The following is a 21,779-nucleotide window of genomic DNA, read 5'->3' as shown; positions in this document are numbered from 1 at the left end:
GGTGGTCATGGCAAAGATTCTGATCCCCTACGGAACCACCGAGGGCCAGACGGCCCGGATCTCCGAGTACATCTCCGATGTGTTGCAAGCGCACGGCCACCAGGCCACCACGCTGGATTTGAAGCACGCGGCCCATGACCTGCCGGAGGGCTATGACGGCGTGATCGTGGGTGCTTCCGTCCACGCCGGGAAGCATGAAGGGTTCGTGGCGGACTTCGTCCGAAGGAACGTCGATGCCCTGGAGCACGTGCCGGCCGCCTTGTTTTCCGTCAGTCTTTCGGCCCATGCGGACTCGGAGGAAGCGCAGAGACGCGTTGCTGAGTTCGAGGACAGCACGGGCTGGCACCCAGCCTCCGTGGCGCTCTTTGGCGGGGCCTTGCTGTACACGCAGTACGGGTTCCTCAAACGGATGATGATGAAGAAGATCGTCAGCAGCCAGGGCAGCACCGATACCGATACCGGACGCGACTACATCTACACCGAATGGGACGGCGTGCGGCGGTTCGCGGAGGAATTCGTCGCCCCGTTCGACCATAAGACGGCACCGGAATAGCGGCCGGTTACGCCCGCGGCTCCCAGACCCACGGCTCCAGGGGCAGGGCGCTCGGATGGAACGCCGGCAGTGCCTGCTCCAGCGTCCCGCCCGGCAGTCCGACAGAGGCAAGCAGCCTGTCCCGGACCTCCCCTACCGCCATCCCGGCCTTGGCCAGGTCCGCGAGGGTGACCGCACCGTCGCGCTTGGCCAGCCGCGCGCCGTCGTGGTTCACCACCAGGGGAACGTGCGCATATTCCGGTACGGGAATATGCAGGAGGGAAGCGAGATAGGCTTGGCGGGGGGTGGATGGGAGCAAGTCATCACCGCGGACCACCTGGTCTATGCCCTGCGCGGCATCGTCCACGACCACGGCGAGGTTGTAAGCGGTGACGCCATCGTTGCGCCGCAGTACGAAGTCGTCTACCGCCCCGGTGAACTGGCCGTGGAGGACGTCGGTCACGGTGTATTCGGGAACCCCGGCGCGGAGGCGAAGGGCGGCGGGCCGGATGGAGCGCTTGAATTCCAGCTCTGCGCGGTCCAGGTTTCGGCAGGTTCCCGGGTAGGCGCCCTGGGGGGCATGCGGCGCGGACGCCGCCTCCTGGATCTCCCGGCGGGTGCAGAAACACTCGTACGTCAGGCCCGCCTGCGTGAGCCGGGTGATGGCCTCGGCATAGAGGGAATCCCGCTCCGTCTGCCTCACCACGTCGCCGTCCCAGGTGACGCCGATGGCGGCCAAGTCCCGCAACTGCTCTGCCTCCGCCCCGGCTCGGGCCCGGTCGAGGTCCTCCACCCGCAACAGGAAGGCCCTGCCGGTGGAGCGGGCGAAGAGCCAGGCGAGCATGGCGGTGCGGAGGTTCCCCACGTGCAGTTCGCCGGAGGGACTGGGGGCGAAGCGGCCGGCGGAGGAGGTCATGAACCAACCCTAGACGGAACAACACAAGAGCCCCTCAGCTACCGATGACAGCGGAATTCCGACGTCGGTAACCCAGGGGCTCTTGCCGTGTTTGCAGAGTGAGCATGGTGTGAACAAGCCTCATTCAGCGGCGGCCTCCTTGCGGGAAGCGGTGTCTAGGGTGCGGGTGGTGTGCCGGAAACCCTGTAAGCCTGCGGGTTCCAGCGGTAGCTTTTGCCCTTGTTGCCACTATTCCAGCAGGCAACCTACAGTTGGTACAACAAGCGGGACTTTGATTAGTCATACTGATCAATTCGTCGCGCGGAGGCAGGCAGGAAGTGATCAGATTGCAGGAACTGGACGCAACGGACAAGCGGATCCTGAATGCACTGGATGAGGACCCGCGGATCCCGGTCATGGTGCTGGCCCAAAAGCTGGGCCTGGCGCGCGGAACCGTGCAGTCGCGGATGGAGCGGATGGCGGCTTCCGGTGCCCTGCGGCCCAACAGCAGCCGCGTCCTGCCCTCGGCCCTGGGGCGCGGCGTCGCGGCGGCCGTGAGCGCAGAACTGGACCAAAGCCACCTGAACGAGGCCATCGATGCCCTGCGCCGCATCCCCGAAGTGCTGGAGTGCCACGCGCCGGCCGGGGACACCGACCTGCTCATCCGGGTGGTGGCAAAAAGCCCTGACGACCTTTACCGGGTCTCCGAAGAAATCCGCCTCTGCCCCGGCATCGTCAGGACGTCCACGAGCATGTTCCTGCGCGAGGTCATCCCGTACCGCACCACCGGCCTGCTCGAAGGATAGCCCTCCCCATCGCCCGGCCTGCCACGCATCGCTAGGCTGGCACCAACGTTCAATGGGGGGGAAACCATGGCGGGGAACTTGTACGGCGCGGACACTGAACTTGCGGGCACACCATGAGGCGCCAGTGGACTGCGGCACTCCTGGGCAGCGTACTTTTGGTGTCCGGCTGCGCGTTCACGCCGTCCCGGGAAAAAACGCCCATCGTGGCTGACGGCAACTCCCAGTTCACGCCGGACGGCATAGACGCCATTAAGAGCAGCGGAAAGGTGGCCTTCGATTTCACCCGCCTGCCGATGGACATGTCCGCCCTTGGATTCCCCGCAGGCTCAGACGGAGCCCTTGTGGCGGCTGATTCCGGCAGGCTGATCGATGTCACCATGACCACGCCCCGGGGCGTGGTGGGCATGCAGACCAACAACATCCGCATCCGGCCCGGCGCGGACAACACGGTGAACCACATCGACGTCTTCATCAACTACCCAGACGCCCAGGATGCCAACGCGGAAGTCAAGCGGGCTGCGGACGAGCTCGGCTTCGTGGCTCTCCAAGACGCCGAACCTGTAGGGCCCGACTTCCAGGACGGCTCCGGCAAGGAGCAGTGGAATCCGGGCATGGGCAACAGGACCGGAACTGTTTTTTCCGCCGAGATCGCAGCCACTGGTAAACCCTAGGCTGCTGCTACACCGGAGGACCGGCGTTGGATTTCAGGTTCTTCATGACCAGTGTTGATGTCAGGCGTTCCACCCCCGGCAGCGACGTGAGCTCGGTGTCGTAGAAGCGCTGGTAGGCCGGCAGGTCTTCGGCGATGATCTTCAACAGGTAGTCCGGCGAGCCGAACAGCCGCTGGGCCTCGATAATGTTCGGGTTATCCGCCACCCGGTTCTCGAAGATCTCCATCGTGGACCTGTCCACCTGGCGGAGCGTGACAAACACGATCGCCTCGAATCCCAGGCCCACCGCTGCCGGGTCGACGTCCGCCTTGTAGCCACGGATGACTCCGGACTGTTCCAGTTCCCGCAGCCTTCGGTGGCATGGTGCCACCGTCAGTCCCACCTTGGCAGCGAGCGCCGTGGCGGTCATTCGGCCGTCCTCCTGGAGGTGGCGCAAAATATTCCTGTCAATGCTGTCGATCACGCAATAAACATATCGTTTAGGCAGCGGGTCGAGCGAAAACCGGACAGCACTTTTGGCCGGATTCTCCCTATGGTTGCTCCTGAGAGCGTTTCGACAGGAGAAAACCATGAATCCGCAGCTGTTCCTGGCCTTTTTGGTGGTGGCCGCCGCCCTGGCCTGCACGCCGGGAGTGGACTGGGCCTACACGATTGCGGCGGGCCTGAGGCAGCGCAGCTTCGTTCCGGCGGTGGCAGGGCTGTGCGGCGGCTATGTCCTGCACACGGTCCTGCTGGTGGCTGGACTCGCCGCAGTGCTGGCCGGGATGCCCGGCGTCCTGGGCTGGATCACCCTGGCGGGCGCCGGCTACCTGCTCTGGCTCGGGGTGGGAACCCTTCGGTCCTGGCGGGGGGCAACCTTCAGCGCCCAGGCCGACGGCGGCTCCGGCACCCAGCTGCGCACCTTCCTGCAGGGCATGGGCACCAGCGGGATCAACCCCAAGGGCCTGCTCTTCTACGTGGCGCTCATCCCACAGTTCATCAGCGCCGACGCGTCGCTGCCCGTGCCTGTGCAGTCCGGACTGCTCGGCATGACGTTCGTTGCCCTGGTGGGCGTGGTCTACACCTTGGTGGCCCTGCTCTCACGCACCCTGCTGCAAAGCAGGCCCGGCGCCGCCCGGGCGGTGACCCTCGCCAGCGGCATCATCATGGTGGCCCTGGGGGCCGTGCTGCTGGGCGAGCAGCTGGTGCCGCTCCTTGCCGGCCGGGCCTAGTACCGGTTCCGGGGGCTCCTAGTCCCCGTTTAGTTCCTTCCAGTCCTGCTCCCAGATCCGCCGCATCTCCTCGTCCTTGCGGATGGGTACCGGCACCCCAAGCTCACGCTGCGGTTCCGGGTCCGGGCGCCGGCGGCCCCAGTCACGCGGGTTAAGGGTCCGGCGGCTTGATTCCAGCACCAGCAGCGCCCGGTCGGTCAACGCATCATTGCGGAGCGTCAGGTGGGTCTTACGGCGGCGGAGGACTTCTGCGACCGCCTGGTGTGCGGCGTCCAGCCGGCCCTCCCTGCGCAGGGCGCGGGCGCGGACCAGCAGCAGGGCGGCGGACAGATCGTCCGCGTTCAACAGTCCCTCGGTCCAGTCGATGACGGTCCGGCTCCTGCCCAGCGCAAGGGCCAGCGAGCAGCGCGCCAACGCCATGGGGAGCGACGGCGGCAGCCCGGCCAGCGCCTCGAGCGCCGCTTCCGTGCGGCCCGTCTCGCGCAGCGAGTGGGCCAGGGCCAAAAACACCGATTCCTCACTGAACAGGACGGGGATCTCCACCCGCTCGGCCAGTTCGATCCTGGTGACGATCCGGGTGAGGTAAGTGGAGGAGTAGCGGTTCGCCTCGTCGTCGTTCCGGGTGGTGAGCCCGCGCTGGAGGAGCTCGGAAGCCCGCAGGTAGCCCCCGTGCTTGTATGTCAGCAGTCCGGCCATCAAGTAGCAGAGCCCGGCCCAGCCGGGGTAGGCGCGGGCCAGGGTGATCAGGCGTTCCGGTTCACGGCTCGTGAAGACCGCCTCGTGGACCGCCTTGGCCGGCTTGGGCATCAGCCGCTTGAGCCGCGGCACCTCGCCGTCGATGGAGAGCAGGGCGGGATTGCGCCCGCCCAGGACTCCGGTCAGCAGGCCGCCCACGCCCCCGGCAAGGTCGTGGACCGGAGTGCGCAGGTGCGGCTGGCCGAAGGGAGTGAGGTCGCGGCTGTCCCAGTAGATCGGTGCAGTTTCCCCGGGGCTCATCCTTCCATGCTAGCCGCGGCAACCTGGGCGGCCCGGGACTCTAGGCGCCGGCCGCGGCGATCCATACCCCGACCACCCAGGTGCTGGCAGCCAGGCAGGCGAGCCCGAATTCGGCGAGCATCCCCAGGCCCGTGGCCTTCAGGGCAGCCCAGCTGGACCTTGACGCGGTCGAAATGTTCCGGGTGCGGAGGAACTCGCTGGCCAGCAGCCCGGCGGCGAAGCCAACGAAGAGTCCCACTACGGGAATGATGAACATTCCCACCACACCCGCCACCAAAGCCACCACGACGCTGCGGCTGGGAATGGCGTGCTGTTTCAGTTTCCGGCCGGTGAGGACGGCGCCCGCCGTCATTCCAGCGGCCACAAAGATCATGGCCACCGCGAAGACCACCCATCCCGCCGCTCCGGCGCCGCCCCAGATGGCCCATGCCAACAGGCTCACGCCGATCAGGACGCTCCCGGGCAGGACGGGGATGATGGTGCCGGCTACCCCCACCAGGATCGCCAGGCCGCACAGGATGGTCACCACGGTTTCGGAGCTCATGCTGCCCAGTCTAGGGTGCTGCCTTAACCCCCGACGGCGGTGCCTCCTTCACGAAAGGAGGCACCGCCGTCGTGGTTTCCAGGGGAGGAAGCCCTACCCTGCCGTCACCGCCGCGGCGACCGCGGCGGTGACGGCCGGGGCCACGCGGGGGTCCAGCGGGCTGGGCACGATGTAGTCGGCCGACAGGTCTTCTTCGGCGAGCTCGGCGATGGCGCGTGCCGCCGCAAGCTTCATGGCAGGGGTGATGCGGCGGGCGCCGGCGTCGAGGGCACCGCGGAAGATGCCGGGGAACGCCAGGACGTTGTTGATCTGGTTCGGGAAATCGCTGCGGCCCGTGGCCACGACGGCGGCGTACTTCACGGCAACCTCGGGCAGGACTTCGGGGTCCGGGTTGGACAGCGCGAACACGATGGCGTCCTTGTTCATGGTGGCCAGGTGGGCCTCGTCCAGCTTGGAGGAGGAAACCCCGATGAAGACGTCGGCACCGGCCAACGCCTCAGCGGGTCCGCCGGAGATGCCGCGGGGGTTGCTGCGGCCGGCGATGTCGGCCTTCTTGCCCGCAGGGCTGGCGGCGAGGTCGGCGCGGTTGCTGTTGATGACACCCCGTGAATCGAGCAGAACGACGTCGGTGATGCCGGCTGCGAGCAGGATTTCGGCAACGGCGATTCCGGCGGCGCCTGCACCCGACACCACGACCTTGAGGCCTTCGAGGCCGCGGCCGGTCACCTTCGCGGCGTTCGTCAGGGCGGCAAGGGCCACCACGGCGGTGCCGTGCTGGTCGTCGTGCATGACCGGGCAGTCCAGGGCTTCGATGAGCTTTTCCTCAAGCTCGAAGCACCGCGGTGCCGAGATGTCCTCGAGGTTCACGGCGCCGAAGCTGGGGCGCAGGCGGACCAGGGTCTCCACGATCTCGTCCACGTCGGTGGTGTTGAGGACCAGCGGAATGGAGTCGAGGTCGCCAAAGGTCTTGAAGAGGGCAGACTTGCCTTCCATCACCGGAAGCGAGGCGCTGGCGCCGATGTTGCCCAGGCCCAGGACGGCAGTGCCATCGCTGACGACGACCACCAGGCGTTCCGCCCAGGTCAGCGTGCGGGCGAGTTCGGGCTTGGCATGGATGGCGCGGCTGACCTCGGCCACACCCGGCGTGTAGGCGATGGACAGGTCCCGCTTGTTGGACAGCGGAACAGTGCTGGTGACGGACAGCTTGCCGCCCTGGTGGGCACCGAAGATCTCGTCTTCGGTCAGGGCAGTGGCTGCTGAGTTGTCGGTGGCGGTGATTGCGTCAATGGACACGTCGTTGTCTCCTGGTGCTTGCCGTGGGCGCACGGCACATGGGACTGGAGCCCGGCGGCGGGCCCAGCATGGAAAAGTAGTGCGACAGGAAACCCAGGGGTGGCGGGTCCGCGGGAACGCCGGGGATGTTTCCGCCCTGCCGCTCCTGTGCCTCAATGGTAGACAGACCCAGAGGGGCGGTCCGGTCACTCTTGACACAAAGTACGCCCGCTAAAACGTTTACGCTGGCACTTTTGTGGTCCGCATCACGCCATTATGGCGGATTTAATTCCGCTTTGGTCTAGACCAGTTACGCGCTTTTGCCCACTGTGAACCCCGATTCGGCAGCGGGCGACAGCCGTCCGCACGCCTTTTTGAGGTCCTCCTCGGCTTCGAAGAGCGAGAGGCGGCGGTTTCGCACCGACTGGACCAGACCAGTGACAGTCAGGAGCAGGACCCGTGCGCCGACGGCATCACCGCAGGCTCCGGCCACGAGCTTTTCACTGAGCGCGTCGATTTCGCGCAGCAGTTCCGTAGTGTCTTTTTCGGGGAGATACACGCCCCTGCTGAGGCACTGCTCCACCGCGGGCTGCATGACCCTCATGTGGAAGATCTCCATCAGCAGGCCGGAAAGCGCCCGGCCGCGGAAACGCGGGGACGAGCCCCGGGACCCTGCCTGCAGCTCATCCAGCTGCTGGCGGTACAAGGCGAGCATCAGGTGCGTTGGGGAGGGAAAGTAGCGGTAGAGCGTGCCGAGCGGGACGTCCGCCTTTTCCGCGACCGCGGAGAGTTCCACGGCGTCGAGACCGGTCCGGGCAAACCCTGCAGCGGTGTCGAGGATTCGTGCATAGCGGAGCCGCTGGCGCGGAGCGGAAGGCCTGGCGGCCATGGGCGGATGGTCTGAAAAAGTCTCGGGCATCAGCATTCCGGGGTTGTGTTTTAGCGACTGCGGCCAGGAGCGCCCCCACTTCCGTACCGCCCTGCAGCCGGTTCAACTATACGGCACAGGTCCGTGCCCTAATTCGTCAGCCACCCTTACTATCAAGTACCGCAGGGTCAGTCGACGCCCTTGATCTTGACCACGAAGACGGCTCCCAGCAGGCCGATAACCGCCGCGGTGAGGAACAGCGTCCGGTAGCCGCCCCCATGGGCGACGGCCAGCAATGCCAGGGCGGGAGCGACCACCTGCGGAAGCGAGTTCGCGACATTGATGACCCCCATGTCCTTGCCGCGGCTGACCGCGAAGGGCAGGACCTGGGTCAACAGCGCGAAGTCAACAGCCAGGTAGGCGCCAAACCCAATGCCCAGGACGGCGGCGCCGGCCAGCGCGCCGGGCCACACCGGGAAGAACGCCATGATGGCGCCTGCCATCGCGATGGTGGCGGAGGACCCGATGACGAAGGGCTTCCGTCGGCCCACCCGGTCGCTCCAGGGCCCGGCGACCACGGCGGTAACCATCACCATGACGGCGTAAATGCCCGTCAGGACCAGCACTCCCGCGGCCGGATCCGCATAGTGGATGATGTCCCGCAGGAAGAAGAGAAGGTAGACGATGGTCAGCTGGTTGCCCACGTTGACCAGGAACCGGGTGAGCCAGGCCCAGGCAAAGTCCGGGTAGCGCCGCGGGCTGATCCAAAAACCGCGCAGGAAACCGCCGAGGCGGAAAGAGCTGTGGGCATCCTTGGGCAGTGCGGGGTCGTTCCGGTGGAACAGGTACGGCAGCACGGACAGCAGCAGGGCCCCCGCGCAAAGCCAATAGCCCACCAGGAAATTCCCCGAGACCGCGGCTCCGAAAACAGCCCCGGTGAGGATGCCAAGGGTCTGGCCCATCGCCGCGAGGCCGCCCACTCCCCCGCGCTGGACCACCGGGACCCGGTCCGGGACCGCGGCGGTGATCGCCGCATACGCGGCATTGGCGCCCAACTGCACCAGGCACCAGAAGAGGACCATCAGCGCCACGGCAGCTGAGAAGGACATGGCCACCAGCGCCGCAGTGGCGAGCACTGCCCCGGCCAGCACCCACGGGGCCCGGCGGCCGAAGCGTGACGTGGTCCGGTCCGAGAGCGCACCGGACAGGGGGTTGGCCACCAGGGAAACAGCCGCGCCGCAGGCCGTTACCAGCGAGAGGATGGCTTCCTTGCTGGGCGCATCGATGCTGATGGCCTGTTGGCCGATGAAGACGTTGATGGGCCCGAAGAATGCCGCGTTGATGCCCACGTTCACCAGCACCAGGCCGGCCACCCAGCGGGCGGTGACCTTTTGCGCCGGCTCGGCGAGCGCCGCCACGGTGCACTCCTCCGCCGCGGGAGGCTCCGAGGGCACGGGAGTGTTGGACAGACTCATTGCGTGGCTCCCCCTGGTGCGGCCGGTTGGCAGTGGGATCAGACTATCGTGGGCGGTAGCGCGCCGCCCGTCACCAGGCGCTGCATGTGCACAACCACCACCAGGCGAGGAGAGCCACGTGACCACACCAGCAGGAGCCGGATCCGCCTCGGCCGTGAACACCGCCGATCTCTATGATGAGCGCGGCGACGGGCTGGCGTCCGTCTCGCTGCAGTTCCAGTCCCTGGGCGGCCGCTCCCATTTCAGCGGACCGGTCCGGACCATCCGCTGTTTCCAGGACAACGCCCTGGTGAAGTCCACGCTCGGCTCGCCGGGGAACGGCGCGGTCCTGGTGGTGGACGGCGGCGGGTCGCTGGGCACTGCCCTGATGGGGGACATGATCGCCGAAAGCGCCGTGGCCAACGGCTGGGCCGGCGTCGTCATTAACGGCGCCATCCGCGACCGGCTGGCCATCGCGGAACTGGATCTTGGCGTCAAGGCCCTCGGCAGCAACCCCCGGAAGAGCCAGAAGGCGGGGGCCGGTGAGGTGGATGTGGATGTGGTGATCGACGGCGTCACCTTCAGGCCCGGAGCCACTGTCTGGTGCGACCCGGACGGCATCCTCGTGGAGCCGTGAGGAGGGGCCGGCAAAAATATCCGCGGCGAAAATCCGAAGGACGGGAATAGAAGGAACCGGTAAGATAGTTACTGAAAGCAACTATCGCTGCTTATATCCTTTTCTTCCCCTTGGAGCACCCATGTCCAATGCCCCTGCCGCGCCCCGTGCCGGAGAAACACTGACGCAACGGCAAATCGTCACAGTCATGGTGGGTCTGATGCTGGGCATGTTCCTGGCATCGCTTGACCAGACCATCGTCTCCACGTCCATCTACACCATCGCCAACGACCTGGACGGGCTCTCGCTGCAGGCGTGGGCCACCACCGCGTACCTGATCACGTCCACCGTCAGCACGCCGCTCTACGGCAAGCTGAGCGACATTTTCGGGCGCCGGCCGCTGTACCTGAGCGCCATCGCCGTCTTCCTGGTGGGCTCCCTCTACGCCGGGTCCGTGCACTCGATGACCGAACTCGCCGTAGCCCGCGGCATCCAGGGCCTGGGCGCCGGCGGCCTGCTGGCCCTGGCGCTGACCATCATCGGCGACATCGTGTCGCTGAAGGACCGCGCCAAATTCCAGGGCTACTTCATGTCCGTGTTCGGCATTTCCTCCGTCCTGGGGCCGGTGGTGGGCGGCGCGTTCGCCGGCTCCGCCAATATCCTGGGCTTCGATGGCTGGCGATGGGTCTTCTTCATCAACCTGCCCATCGGCCTGGCGGCCTTGACTGTGGTGTTCCTGTTCCTCCACCTCCCCGCCAAGCACCTTAAGCAGAAGATCGACTACTGGGGCGCAGCCGCGATCACCGTCGCGATCGTTCCGCTCCTGCTGGTGGCCGAACAGGGCCGCACCTGGGGCTGGACCTCACTGAACTCCTTCCTTTGCTATGGCCTGGGCGTGGTGGGCATTGCCTGGTTCCTGCTGGCGGAAAAGCGTGCCGGCGATTACGCCCTGATCCCGCTTCGCCTCTTCCACAACGTCACGTTCGGGCTGTCCTCGCTGCTGAACTTCATCATCGGCATCGGCATGTTCGGCGCCATCGCCATGCTGCCCATGTACCTCCAGCTCGTAAAGGGCCTCACGCCCACCGAGGCGGGCCTGATGATGATCACCTTCACGGTGGGCATCCTGTTCGGTTCCATCACGGCCGGCCGCACCATCTCGGCCTCCGGAACGTTCCGCATCTTCCCCATCATGGGCACGGGCATCCTGACCGCGGCCGCCCTGGTGATGGGCTTCTCCCTGGGCGTGGACACCGGGCTCTGGGTGCCGGGCCTCATCGCAGTCTTCTTCGGCGTCGGCCTGGGCTTCTGCATGCAGCCGCTCACCCTGGCCATGCAGACCTCGGTCCCGCCGAGGGACATGGGAGTCGGAACCTCCTCGGCAGCGTTCTTCCGCTCCATGGGCGGCGCCGTGGGAACGGCCGTCTTCATCTCCATGCTCTTCAGCCTGGCTGCGAACCGGATTGCCGACGGCATGAAGACCGCCACCACGGACCCTGCCTACCTGGCCGTCCTGAAGGATCCCGCCGTCGCATCGGACCCGGCCAACGCCAAGCTGTACGACTTCTTCAAGAACGGCGCGTCCAACGACTCCCTGAACGACACCAGCTGGCTGCACACCGCCAACAGCACGCTCACCAGGCCCATCACCGAGGGCTTCGCCACGTCCATTGACACGGTGATGCTGACGGCTGCGGCCCTGACGGGCCTGGCATTCCTCATCAGCTTCGCCCTTCCCCGCAAGAAGCTGACGGACCAGAAAGCCTCCCCGCAGGACGACGGCAGCATGCAGATTCCGGCGCACTGACCCGGGCACCCTGCCCGGGTGCGCAAAACAGCGTGATGAGACGACGACGGCGGCACGGCCCGCCGTCGTCGTCTTTCCTTAAGGACCGGGCAGGCGCTGCCAAGTGGAACCTGCGGCGGTGACGTGCCACACTGTTTAGCGCGTGTGCGCCGGCCCTTCCGGCCGGTACCGCAGCCGACGACGTCCGCACCGCATCCATAAACCCCCAAACCCAGGGAGAACCATGCCCACTGCACAGGAGCAGACCAATACCGGGATACCGCGGCGGGTGATCTGGCTGGCACTTGCGGGGGCGGTGGGCGGATTCCTCTTCGGCTTCGACTCGTCCGTGGTCAACGGAGCCGTGGACGCCATGAAGGAAGAATTCGCCCTGTCCGAGGCCGTGACCGGCTTTGCCGTGGCCATCGCCCTGCTGGGCTGCGCCGCCGGAGCCTTCCTGGCCGGCAAGGTGGCTGACCGCTACGGCCGGATTCCGGCCATGAAGCTGGGCGCGCTGCTGTTCCTGGTCAGCGCCATCGGCACCGGGTTCGCGTTCGGCGTGTGGGACCTGGTGTTCTGGCGGCTGGTGGGCGGCCTGGGCATCGGCCTGGCGTCCGTGATCGCACCGGCATACATCTCCGAGATTTCGCCGCGAAAGGTCCGCGGCCGCCTCGCATCCCTGCAGCAGCTTGCCATCACCACGGGCATCTTTGCCGCCCTCCTTTCCGACGCGCTCTTCGCCACCAGTGCGGGAGGCGCGGACCAGGCCTTCTGGCTGGGCATCGAGGCATGGCGCTGGATGTTCCTCGGCGCAGCCGTCCCGGCCGTCGTGTACGGCTGGGTTGCGTTCACCCTGCCCGAATCCCCGCGGTTCCTGGTCTTCCAGGGCAAGGAGGATGAGGCCCGGACGATCTTCGACTCGATCGCACCTGCGGAGGACACGGACCGCCATATCCGCGACATCCGCGAGGCCATCGAGGAGGACAAGATGGCCGGCCAGAAGGGGTCGCTGCGCGGCAAGACCCTGGGCCTGCAGGCAGTGGTCTGGGTGGGCATCATCCTGTCCGTGCTGCAGCAGTTCGTGGGCATCAACGTGATCTTCTACTACTCCACCACCCTGTGGAAGGCTGTGGGCTTCCAGGAGAAGGACTCCCTGGCCATCTCGGTGGCAACGTCCATCACCAACATCCTGGTCACCCTGGTGGCCATTGCGCTGGTGGACCGGGTGGGCCGCAGGCCCATCCTGCTGTCCGGCTCCGTGGGCATGGCCGTGTCCCTGGGCGCCATGGCCCTGGCCTTCTCCTCCGCCACCGGCTCGGGCGAGGACATCACCCTCCCCGGCGCCTGGGGCCCGGTTGCCCTCGTGGCCGCCAACATCTTCGTCATCAGCTTCGGCGCCTCCTGGGGTCCGCTGGTATGGGTGCTCCTGGGCGAGATCTTCCCGTCCCGGATCCGCGCCCGCGCGCTGGGCCTGGCCGCGGCGGCCCAGTGGGTGGCCAACTTCGCGATCACCCTCAGCTTCCCGGTCATGGCCTCGGCGTCCCTGCCGCTGACCTATGCCATGTACGCCCTGTTCGCTGCCGCGTCCTTCTTCTTCGTCATGTTCAAGGTGCCGGAGACCAACGGCATGTCCCTGGAGCAGGCGGAGACGCTGTTCGTGCCGAAGGGTTCAGCGAAGGCCAAATAACGCCCGATCACATCCGGCGGCTTTTCCGGGGACGCCCGATCAGCTTTCACCGGAAAACAACAAACCCTCCATCACCTGGCGTGATGGAGGGTTTGTTTGTTGTCCGGGGAATACACGACGTGCGGTTCGTGCGAGGACAGGTAGGCCCGGCCGCCGAACGCGACCAGGATGGCGATTACCATGGCCACAGCGCCGGCGAAGAACGGAACCTGCGGGCCGAAGTGTTCACCGAGCTGGGCCGCCGCGAACGGGGCCAGGGCGCCGCCCATCCAGCGGACGAAGTTGTAGCCGGAGGATGCCACGGGCCGGGGCGAATCGGAGACGCCCATGGCCAGTTCGGTGTAGATGGTGTTGTTGACGCCCAGCAGGGCACCGGCAGCGATCACCAGGACGACGACGGCAGGAACCGAGTGCCCGGCCGCCAGTCCCAGCCCGGCGAGGTCCAGCATGAGCAGGAACAGGGTGCCGGTCAGGACCTTGACGGCGCCGAAGCGGGCCTGCAGCGGCGGGGCGACGAAGACGGAGAAGACCGCCACTGCTACGCCCCAGCCGAAGAACACGGCGCCGATGCCGTAGGCGTTCATGCCCAGGATGAAGGGGGTGAAAGCCAGGATGGTGAAGAAGCCGTAGTTGTAGAACAAGCCGCTTGCCGCCGTCGTCCGCAGGCCCTTGTGGCCCAGCGCCAGCAGCGGATCGCGCAGGCGCACCTTGCGTTCGGGCAGGGGTGTCTTGGGCAGCAGGGCGATCAGGGCGATGAAGGCGGCAGCCATCAGGACGGCGGTGCCGAAGAACGGCGCGCGCCACTGCCAGCCGCCCAGGAGGGCTCCCAGGAGCGGGCCGAGCGAGATGCCCAGGCCCAGGGCGGCCTCGTAGAGGATGATGGCGGTTCCGGCGCCACCACTGGCCACGCCCACGATCACGGCGAGGGCGGTGGCCACGAACAGGGCGTTGCCGAGCCCCCAGCCGGCGCGGAAGCCCACCAGTTCACCCACGCTCCCGGACAGGCCGGACAGCGAGGAGAAGACGACGATGACGGCCAGGCCGATCAGCAGGGTCTTCTTGCCGCCGATCCGGGAGGAGACAAACCCGGTGATCAGCATGGCGAGTGCGGTGACCATGAAGTAGCTGGTGAAGAGCAGCGAGACCTGGCTGGGGCTGGCATCCAGGTTGGTGGCGATTGCCGGGAGGATTGGGTCCACCAGCCCGATCCCCATGAAAGCGAACACTGCGGCGAGGGCGGTGGCCCAGACTGCCTTGGGCTGCTTCAGGAACGAGGCCTTTTCGGCCTGCAGGGTGGATTCTGGTGCCGGCAGGGTTTCTGCGAGCTGGCCGTCCATGGAGGGTACTCCTAAGTTCGTGGCTGTTTCAGTGTGGTTCGGTGGTTCAGTTCTGGAGTGATGCGTTGATTTTGTCGATCACCGGCAGGGCGTCGGCCAGGGCTTTGCGGTCCTGGTCGGTGAGGCCGCTGAGGATGTCGGCCATGACCTGGTTGCGGCGCTTGTTCGCGCCGTCGACGGCGGCGCGGCCTTCGGGGGTGAGGATCACCCGGACGGCGCGGGAGTCTGCCGGATCCGGTTCGCGGCGTGCAAGGCCGGCGCGTTCGAGCTTGATGATCTGCTCGGTGGCGCTGGGCACGCGGACCCCGAGGTTCCGGGCGATCTCGCCGACGCGCTGGCCTTCGCCGAGCAGCATCTTGAGCGTGCTGAGCTGGGCGGCGCTGAGTTCACCGTCCGCGTCGAGGCGCCGGACCAGGTAGACGCTGTGTCGGAGGGCTTCGCGGAACCCGCTGGCGAGTTCCTCCAGCTGGGGATCTATTTCATTCATCGTTAGGTAGCCTAACATTTAGGGTACCTAACAGTCAAGGCCTAGAGCGTCAACTTCATCCCGACGTGGCTGGCCTCGAAGCCCAGCTGTTCGTAGAACCGGTGGGCTGCCGTTCGGCTCTGGTGCGTTGTCAGCTGCATCAGGTTGCAGCCGCGCCTCCGGGACTCCGCGATGGCCCAGCCCACCATCAGCTTCCCGAGCCCCTGGCTGCGGAGGGACGCGTCCACCCGGACACCCTCGAGCTGCGAGCGCCAGGCACCCTTCCGTGAGATGCCGGGGAGGAAGCTCAGCTGGAATGTGGCCACCACCGCGCCTGCAGCTTCCCCGTGCGGTACCAGCTCGCCAATGATCAGGAGGTGGGCGGGGTCGGCATCGATCGCGGCGAAGGCGTTCTCGTAGGGCTTCATGTCCTGCGTGGTTTCGCGGCCGGCGCCCAGGGCGTCATCGGCCAGCAGCCGCACCACGGCGGGCAGATCGGCCGGGGTGGCGTGGCGGAGGCGGAACGTCCCGCCGTCGATATCGGCGGCGGACAGGGCAGAAGCGGCATCGTCAGCAGGGATCACCCGCCCAGCTTGGCACAGGAAGCGAACGACGCCGGCACTCGCGTGAGTGCCGGCGTCGTGCTGATGGCGCATTGCCGGAAATCCTGCAGGATCTGATGGGGCGTTCCGTCAGGGGATGCAGGAAGTGATGGCGCGTGCCGGGTTGCGTCAGGCCGGGGTGCGGGCGAGCTCCGCCTGCCGCTCCTCCACCAGGGTGGCAACGGCATTGAACAGAGGATGGTCCTTCTCCAGCCCGGTGATCTTCGCCGTGGCATCCGCCGGGCTTTCCGAGCCCAGGATGGCCGCCAGTTCGGTGGCCTCGGCATCCGCGGGATCGGTAAAGCGCAGGGCGGCGGCGATGGCACCGAGCAGGGCTTCCGGCACCACGCCGCGTTCTGCCAGTTCCGCGGCCGGGCCGATGAACCGTTCATGCCGGCTCAGCTTCCGCAGCGGGGCACGGCCCACCCGGTTCACGGTGTCCGGCAGGTACGGGTTGGAGAACCGGACCAGGATCTTCTGGACGTAGGCCTCCTGTTCGTCGTTGCTGAACCCATGCTTGGCCACCAGGAGCTGCTTGGTTTCCTCCAGGACCGCCCTGACATCCTCCGCCACATCCTGGTCCGCCATGGCATCGGAGATCTTCTCCACGCCCGCTTCGAACCCCAGGTACGCCGCCGAGGCATGCCCGGTATTGACGGTGAACAGCTTCCGCTCGATGTACGGGGAGAGGTCGTCCACGAACGTGGCACCGGGGATCACCGGTGCCGCGCCGCCGAAGGCGGTGCGGTCGATGACCCACTCGTAGAAGGTTTCCACGGTCACGTCCAGGCCCTGCCCGGCCTCCTGGTTGGGAACGATCCGGTCCACGGCGGTGTTGGCGAACACCGCTTTCCCGTCAAGGACTGCGGCGGTGACCCCCGGCTGGGAGGCCACCTCCTTGGCCAGGATGTCCGTGGCGTTGATGGCGTTCTCGCAGGCCATCACCTGCAGGGGCGGCAGGCCTGGCTCCCGTGCAACGATGCCCTTGGCGATCACGGGTGCCACGAACTTGAGGATGTGCGGGCCCACCGCCGTGGTGACGATGTCCGCCGTCGAAATTTCCTGGACCAGCTCCGCTTCCTGGGCGTTGGAATTCAGCGCCCGGAAGTTGTCCACGGTGCGCACGGCCGGGTTCTCCCCCACCTCGTGCACCGCGTAGCTGCCGGCCTGCGAGAGCCGGGTGATGAGTTCCTCGGCCACGTCCGCGAACACCACCTCGTAGCCTGCGTCATGCAGGAGCAGGCCCACGAAGCCGCGGCCGATGTTGCCGGCACCGAAATGTACTGCCTTCACTATGCGTTGACCTTTCCGAAGAGCTCCAGGACTTCGTCCTCGGACGTGGCAGCCTCCAGCCGGGCCACCTGCTCCTTGTTGGTGAACACCTTGGCGATGGAGGACAGGATGTGCAGGTGCTCGTTGTTGATGCCTGCCACGCCCACCACGAACTTCACCTGCTTGCCGTTCCAGTCGATGCCTTCCGGGTAGCGGATCACGGACACCGCCGACTTGCGGATGTGGTCCTTGGCGGCATTGGTGCCGTGCGGGATGGCCAGGAAGCTGCCCATGTAGGTGGACACGGATTCCTCGCGTTCGTGCATGGCGGCAATGTAGCCCTCGTCCACGGCACCGCGCGCCAGGAGGAGCCGGCCGGCCTCGTCGATGGCAGCGTCACGGGTGGTGGCCTTGCCGGTCAGTACCACGCTCTCGCGGGCCAGGATCTCGGCGGTTCCGTTGGCGGATGCGCCGGCCGCTGCAGCTGTTCCTGCGGCAGCGGGCGCCGCGTCCACGGGGGCGTCGGCGGCGTGGGCACCGTGGGTGGTACCGGCGTCGGACTTTTCCCCTTCCGTGTTGCTTTCGCGGACCAGCTCGACGATCTCGTCATAGCGCGGGCTGCTCATGAAGTTGTCCACGGAATAGTGGACGGCGCTGGACGTGGCCGGCTTGGCGCGTTCGGTGAGGTCCTGGTGGGTGACCACGACGTCGTAGGTGTCCGTGAGGTTGGCGATGGAGGCATTGGTGACCTTGACGTCCGGGAACCCGGCAGCCTTGATCTTGTTCCGCAGCACCGAGGCGCCCATGGCGCTGGAGCCCATGCCGGCGTCGCAAGCGAATACGACGTTCCGCACGGGGCCCGCCAGGACGCCCACACCGCCGCGGCCCGCGGCCGCACCGGCTGCGGCTCCTGCACCTGTGAGGGTGGAGGCAACGGAGCTCTTCTTGCCCTTCATGGCCTCCATGCGGGCAGTGGCATCGCCGAGGTCCGCCTCGTCGCTGTGCTTGGTGGTGCGCAGAATGACCGAGGACACCAGGAAGGAAACGGCTGCCGCGAGCACCACGGACAGGATCACGCCGAAGTAGCTGTCACGGGAGGTCTGCGCCAGCACGGCGAAGATGGAGCCCGGGGCGGCAGGTGCCACCAGGCCGGAGTTGGTGACGGCAAGGGTGGCGATGCCGGTCATGCCGCCGGCGATCGTGCCCAGGATCAGCAGTGGGCGCATCAGGACGTACGGGAAGTAGATCTCGTGGATGCCGCCGAGGAACTGGATGATGGCTGCGCCGGGGGCCGATGCCTTGGCAGCGCCGCGGCCGAAGAACGCGTAGGCGAGCAGGAGGCCGAGGCCGGGGCCCGGGTTGGCTTCCAGCAGGAACAGGATGGACTTGCCCTGGTCCAGCGACTGCTGCACGCCCAGCGGGGTGAGCACGCCGTGGTTGATGGCGTTGTTCAGGAACAGGACCTTGGCCGGCTCAATGAAGATGCTGGTCAGCGGCAGGAGGCCGTTGTGGACGAGGAACTGCACGAAGTTGCCAGCAGCAGTACTGAACGCAGTGACCAGGGGCGATATGCCGTAGAAGCCCAGCAGCGCCAACAGGGCGCCCCAGATGCCGGCGGAGAAGTTGTTGACCAGCATCTCGAAGCCGGGACGGATCTTGCCGTCCCAGATCGAGTCGATCTTCTTCATGGTCCAGCCGCCCAGGGGACCCATGATCATGGCGCCGATGAACATCGGGATGCCGGCGCCCACGATCACGCCCATGGTGCCGATGGCCCCCACCACGCCGCCGCGGACGTCGTAGACCATCTTGCCGCCGGTGTAGCCGATCAGCAGCGGCAGGAGGTAGGTGATCATGGGGCCTACCAGGCCGATGTTGGGCTTCCCGTCAGTCTCGCCAAAACCACCGAGCTGCGGTACGGGCAGCCACCCCTTCTCGATGAAGAGGGCGGTGATGATGCCCCAGGCGATGAACGCCCCGATGTTGGGCATGATCATGCCGGACAGGAATGTCCCGAACTTTTGGACGTGCACGCGCGCGCTGGTGCGGGGTTTTGCAACTGTCTCTGTTGCCATGTGATTTCCTAACCGTCATTCCTGCTGCTCCGCAGGATTGGTCCGATGATTACGACGACGTACTGCTGGGTAATGCGTGGTTGTGGGGCTAGCCGGCCGGGCTGGTGGAGATCCGGTGGAGCCATTCGAGGAAAAGCTTGAGTTCCGAGCTGGAAAGCTGGTCAGAGTGCGAAGCCTGAAGTGCGGCGTTCAGGGCGATCGCTGCCACCACCACCGAGGACTTCCCGGTGCCGCCCGGGGCCGGGCCGCTGGCGGGCTCGGCGGACACCGCGAAGATCATGGCGTCCCGGGTCATGGTGGACAGTTCGAGGTTGCGTTCGGTGGCGGGCTCCGCAATCAGCATCAGCGTCACACCCACGTTGGCCGCCAGGATGGACCTGGCCGCTTCCCTGGGCTGGACGTTCAGCTGGCCCGCCGCCGCTGCCTTGTTCAGCATCTCCTCCATCAGCGCCTCGGCGTCCGCCACAATGGCGGGCCTGCTCTCCGGACGGATATTGCCGAACATGACCAGGTACAGCTCGGGCTGGTTGAGCCCGAACTGGACATGGTTGTCCCACATTCTCCGGATGTCCTCGAGGGGCTGCCCGGAGGGGGCGAAATCCCTTTCGCCCGCGACATATTCCTCAAACCCTGCAGCGACGACGGCGTCGAACAAACCTTCCTTGTCACCGAAGTGGTGGTACAGGGTAGGAGCGGAAACCCCTGCCAGCTGGGTGATCTGGCGGGTGGAGACCGGAGCTCCCGCGGAATTCGCCAGCAGTTCCGCGGCAGCACGGAGCAGCCGCATTTTGGGGGGAAGCTGGCCATCCAAACTCATAACCGCTACCCTAGCACCTATAGCGTTGCTATATGAACTGAATCACATACAATTTTTTCAGGCTCGTTTCCACCTCCTGACGTGGCAGTCCGGCGGTGTTCCGGCACGGCGCCGGAAATGTTTGGCGGGCCTGGCTACCGGCAGAGAATGAGGACCTTCAGTGCAGAACTTCCCAGGAGTAGGCGTCAGTCCAGGCCGCGTCATCGGCACCATCCGCCAGATGCCCAAACCGATCAGTGAGCCTCCTGCCGGTGAGCAGCTGGCGCCGGACACCACGGCGGAAGAAGCCACGGCAGCCCTGAAGGCGGCCTCCCAGGCCGTGCATGACGAGTTGAAGGACCGCGCCACGCACGCCACCGGGGACGGGAAGGCGGTCCTGGAAGCCACTGCACTGATGGCCAAGGACACCATGCTGATCAAGGGCGCGGCCAAGCTGGTGGCCCGGGGCACTTCCGCTGAGCGCGCCATCTGGGAATCGGGCTCCTCAGTGTCCGAGATGCTGCACAACCTGGGCGGCTACATGGCCGAACGCGCCACCGACGTCCTGGACGTCCGTGCCCGGATCGTCGCCGAACTGCGGGGCGTCCCCGCGCCCGGCATTCCCGCTTCCAGTACCCCGTTCGTCCTGGTGGCAGAAGACCTGGCCCCGGCGGATACGGCCACGCTGGACCCCAACAAGATCCTGGCGCTCGTCACCGCAGGCGGCGGACCCCAGTCCCACACTGCCATCATCGCCCGCTCGCTCGGCCTGCCGGCCGTGGTTGCCGCGGTGGGTGTTGACGAAATTCCGGACGGCACCGAGGTGTATGTGGACGGTGCCGCCGGCAGCATCACCGCCGAACCTGACGAGACCCTCCGTGCCACGGCGGAAGCATGGGCCGCCACGGCCTCGCTGCTGGCCGAGTTCACCGGTACGGGCACGACGGCGGACGGCCACGAGGTGCCGCTGCTCGCCAACGTGGGCGGCGGCAAGGACGCCGAGGCTGCCGCCAAGCTCGGCGCCCAGGGCGTTGGCCTGTTCCGCACCGAGTTCTGCTTCCTGGAACGGGACACCGAACCTTCCGTTGAGGAGCAGGCGGCGGCCTACAAGAGCGTGTTCGATGCATTCCCCGGCAAGAAGGTGGTGCTCCGCACGCTTGACGCCGGCGCCGACAAACCGCTCCCGTTCCTGACCGACTCCACCGAGCCCAACCCGGCCCTGGGCGTCCGCGGCTACCGGACCGACTTCACCACGCCGGGCGTCCTGGACCGGCAGCTGGAAGCCATTGCCCTGGCCCAGCAGCAGTCCGAAGCCGACGTCTGGGTCATGGCTCCCATGATCTCCACGGCCGAAGAAGCCTCGCGCTTCGCGTCCATGTGTGCGGATGCCGGCATCAAGACCCCCGGCGTCATGGTCGAGGTGCCCTCCGCCGCGCTCACCGCCGAGTCCATCCTCCGGGAAGTGGGCTTCGCCAGCCTGGGCACCAACGACCTCACCCAGTACGCCATGGCCGCCGACCGCCAGCTGGGCCCGCTGGCCAACCTGAACACCCCGTGGCAGCCTGCTGTCCTGCGCCTCGTCGGGCTGACCGTCGAGGGATCCCGCGCCGAGGGCCACAACAAACCTGTGGGTGTCTGTGGTGAGGCTGCCGCCGATCCCGCCCTCGCCGTCGTCCTTACCGGCCTAGGCGTCAATACGCTCTCCATGACCGCGCGTTCGCTGGCCGCGGTGGCCGCGGTCCTGAAGACGGTCACCCTGTCCGAGGCCCAGGAGCTGGCCAAGCTGGCCCTCTCCGCCCCGAGTGCCACCGAGGCGCGGGCCTGGGTGCGCGAAAAGCTGCCGGTCCTGGAGGAACTGGGACTCTGACCGCCCGCGGGCGCGCCGCCGGCACC

At 66.8% G+C, this 21,779-nt stretch carries 21 protein-coding genes; 8 read left to right on the top strand and 13 right to left on the bottom strand.

The features are described 5' to 3' along the window. The first annotated feature begins 7 nt into the window (after positions 1 to 7). Complete coding sequence (locus tag ACFVTD_RS11510) at positions 8 to 553, top strand: flavodoxin domain-containing protein (RefSeq protein WP_387562569.1); 546 nt, start codon at positions 8 to 10, stop codon at positions 551 to 553. 7 nt (positions 554 to 560) lie between these two features. Here the strand turns inward: ACFVTD_RS11510 and gluQRS are convergent, their stop codons facing one another. Continuing rightward, the gene (gene gluQRS, locus ACFVTD_RS11505; protein WP_387562566.1) at positions 561 to 1,448 is read right to left on the bottom strand and encodes a tRNA glutamyl-Q(34) synthetase GluQRS; all 888 of its coding nucleotides are present in this window, start codon (positions 1,446 to 1,448) and stop codon (positions 561 to 563) included. Between the two features lie 326 nt (positions 1,449 to 1,774). Here gluQRS and ACFVTD_RS11500 point away from each other — a divergent pair, with 326 nt between their 5' ends. Both ACFVTD_RS11500 and ACFVTD_RS11495 read left to right on the top strand, forming a co-directional pair. Continuing rightward, positions 1,775 to 2,233 (top strand): Lrp/AsnC family transcriptional regulator, encoded by a 459-nt coding sequence (locus ACFVTD_RS11500; protein ID WP_387562692.1) that lies wholly within the window; start codon positions 1,775 to 1,777, stop codon positions 2,231 to 2,233. A 113-nt stretch (positions 2,234 to 2,346) separates the two neighbouring features. Beyond that, positions 2,347 to 2,904, top strand: a complete 558-nt coding sequence (locus tag ACFVTD_RS11495) for a hypothetical protein (RefSeq protein WP_387562563.1) — start codon at positions 2,347 to 2,349, stop codon at positions 2,902 to 2,904. A gap of 7 nt (positions 2,905 to 2,911) precedes the next feature. Here the strand turns inward: ACFVTD_RS11495 and ACFVTD_RS11490 are convergent, their stop codons facing one another. Beyond that, entirely contained in the window at positions 2,912 to 3,367 is a 456-nt protein-coding gene (locus ACFVTD_RS11490; RefSeq protein WP_387562560.1) for an Lrp/AsnC family transcriptional regulator, read from the bottom strand. 106 nt (positions 3,368 to 3,473) lie between these two features. Here ACFVTD_RS11490 and ACFVTD_RS11485 point away from each other — a divergent pair, with 106 nt between their 5' ends. Beyond that, positions 3,474 to 4,115, top strand: coding sequence for a LysE family translocator (locus ACFVTD_RS11485; protein ID WP_387562557.1), 642 nt, complete (start codon positions 3,474 to 3,476; stop codon positions 4,113 to 4,115). 18 nt (positions 4,116 to 4,133) lie between these two features. Here ACFVTD_RS11485 and ACFVTD_RS11480 read toward each other — a convergent pair whose 3' ends face one another. From ACFVTD_RS11480 to ACFVTD_RS11460, 5 genes are all read right to left on the bottom strand, one after another. Continuing rightward, positions 4,134 to 5,111: a hypothetical protein gene (locus tag ACFVTD_RS11480; protein WP_387562554.1), complete on the bottom strand. Its 978-nt coding sequence runs from the start codon at positions 5,109 to 5,111 to the stop codon at positions 4,134 to 4,136. A gap of 40 nt (positions 5,112 to 5,151) precedes the next feature. Next, a complete protein-coding gene (locus ACFVTD_RS11475; RefSeq protein WP_387562551.1) occupies positions 5,152 to 5,655 on the bottom strand; it encodes a DUF456 domain-containing protein in 504 nt (167 codons plus the stop codon). Between the two features lie 93 nt (positions 5,656 to 5,748). After that, positions 5,749 to 6,948, bottom strand: coding sequence for an NADP-dependent malic enzyme (locus ACFVTD_RS11470; RefSeq protein ID WP_387562548.1), 1,200 nt, complete (start codon positions 6,946 to 6,948; stop codon positions 5,749 to 5,751). 289 nt (positions 6,949 to 7,237) lie between these two features. Next, positions 7,238 to 7,846 carry a TetR/AcrR family transcriptional regulator gene (locus ACFVTD_RS11465; protein ID WP_387562545.1) on the bottom strand — a complete coding sequence of 203 codons (609 nt, stop codon included), beginning with the start codon at positions 7,844 to 7,846 and terminating at the stop codon, positions 7,238 to 7,240. Positions 7,847 to 7,983: 137 nt separating this feature from the next. Then, positions 7,984 to 9,270 carry an MFS transporter gene (locus ACFVTD_RS11460; protein ID WP_387562542.1) on the bottom strand — a complete coding sequence of 429 codons (1,287 nt, stop codon included), beginning with the start codon at positions 9,268 to 9,270 and terminating at the stop codon, positions 7,984 to 7,986. Between the two features lie 118 nt (positions 9,271 to 9,388). Between ACFVTD_RS11460 and rraA the strand changes: the two genes are divergently transcribed. The 3 genes from rraA (at position 9,389) to ACFVTD_RS11445 (ending at position 13,338) form a co-directional block, all read left to right on the top strand. Beyond that, entirely contained in the window at positions 9,389 to 9,886 is a 498-nt protein-coding gene (gene rraA / locus ACFVTD_RS11455; protein WP_387562539.1) for a ribonuclease E activity regulator RraA, read from the top strand. Between the two features lie 121 nt (positions 9,887 to 10,007). Beyond that, complete coding sequence (locus ACFVTD_RS11450) at positions 10,008 to 11,672, top strand: MDR family MFS transporter (protein WP_387562536.1); 1,665 nt, start codon at positions 10,008 to 10,010, stop codon at positions 11,670 to 11,672. A 223-nt stretch (positions 11,673 to 11,895) separates the two neighbouring features. Further along, positions 11,896 to 13,338, top strand: coding sequence for a sugar porter family MFS transporter (locus tag ACFVTD_RS11445; protein ID WP_387562533.1), 1,443 nt, complete (start codon positions 11,896 to 11,898; stop codon positions 13,336 to 13,338). A gap of 71 nt (positions 13,339 to 13,409) precedes the next feature. Here ACFVTD_RS11445 and ACFVTD_RS11440 read toward each other — a convergent pair whose 3' ends face one another. From ACFVTD_RS11440 to ACFVTD_RS11415, 6 genes are all read right to left on the bottom strand, one after another. Then, on the bottom strand, positions 13,410 to 14,675 hold the full coding sequence (locus tag ACFVTD_RS11440; protein ID WP_387562530.1) for an MFS transporter: 1,266 nt from the start codon (positions 14,673 to 14,675) through the stop codon (positions 13,410 to 13,412). Between the two features lie 46 nt (positions 14,676 to 14,721). Continuing rightward, positions 14,722 to 15,162 (bottom strand): MarR family winged helix-turn-helix transcriptional regulator, encoded by a 441-nt coding sequence (locus tag ACFVTD_RS11435; protein ID WP_387562527.1) that lies wholly within the window; start codon positions 15,160 to 15,162, stop codon positions 14,722 to 14,724. 41 nt (positions 15,163 to 15,203) lie between these two features. Then, on the bottom strand, positions 15,204 to 15,725 hold the full coding sequence (locus ACFVTD_RS11430) for a GNAT family N-acetyltransferase (RefSeq protein ID WP_387562524.1): 522 nt from the start codon (positions 15,723 to 15,725) through the stop codon (positions 15,204 to 15,206). 147 nt (positions 15,726 to 15,872) lie between these two features. Beyond that, entirely contained in the window at positions 15,873 to 17,036 is a 1,164-nt protein-coding gene (locus ACFVTD_RS11425) for a mannitol-1-phosphate 5-dehydrogenase (RefSeq protein WP_387562520.1), read from the bottom strand. After that, complete coding sequence (locus ACFVTD_RS11420; RefSeq protein ID WP_387562517.1) at positions 17,036 to 19,090, bottom strand: PTS mannitol transporter subunit IICBA; 2,055 nt, start codon at positions 19,088 to 19,090, stop codon at positions 17,036 to 17,038. Before ACFVTD_RS11420 ends, ACFVTD_RS11425 begins: the two co-directional genes overlap by 1 nt. Positions 19,091 to 19,178: 88 nt before the next feature. Then, on the bottom strand, positions 19,179 to 19,907 hold the full coding sequence (locus ACFVTD_RS11415; protein WP_159629673.1) for a TetR/AcrR family transcriptional regulator: 729 nt from the start codon (positions 19,905 to 19,907) through the stop codon (positions 19,179 to 19,181). A 160-nt stretch (positions 19,908 to 20,067) separates the two neighbouring features. Here ACFVTD_RS11415 and ptsP point away from each other — a divergent pair, with 160 nt between their 5' ends. Further along, complete coding sequence (ptsP, locus tag ACFVTD_RS11410) at positions 20,068 to 21,753, top strand: phosphoenolpyruvate--protein phosphotransferase (RefSeq protein WP_387562514.1); 1,686 nt, start codon at positions 20,068 to 20,070, stop codon at positions 21,751 to 21,753. Positions 21,754 to 21,779 lie beyond the last annotated feature (26 nt).

The organism is Pseudarthrobacter sp. NPDC058119 (genome assembly GCF_042884655.1).
In the GTDB taxonomy this organism is placed as follows: domain Bacteria; phylum Actinomycetota; class Actinomycetes; order Actinomycetales; family Micrococcaceae; genus Arthrobacter.
The sequence above is the reverse complement of the archived record's forward strand: the minus strand, read 5'-3'. Positions and strand labels throughout refer to the sequence as shown.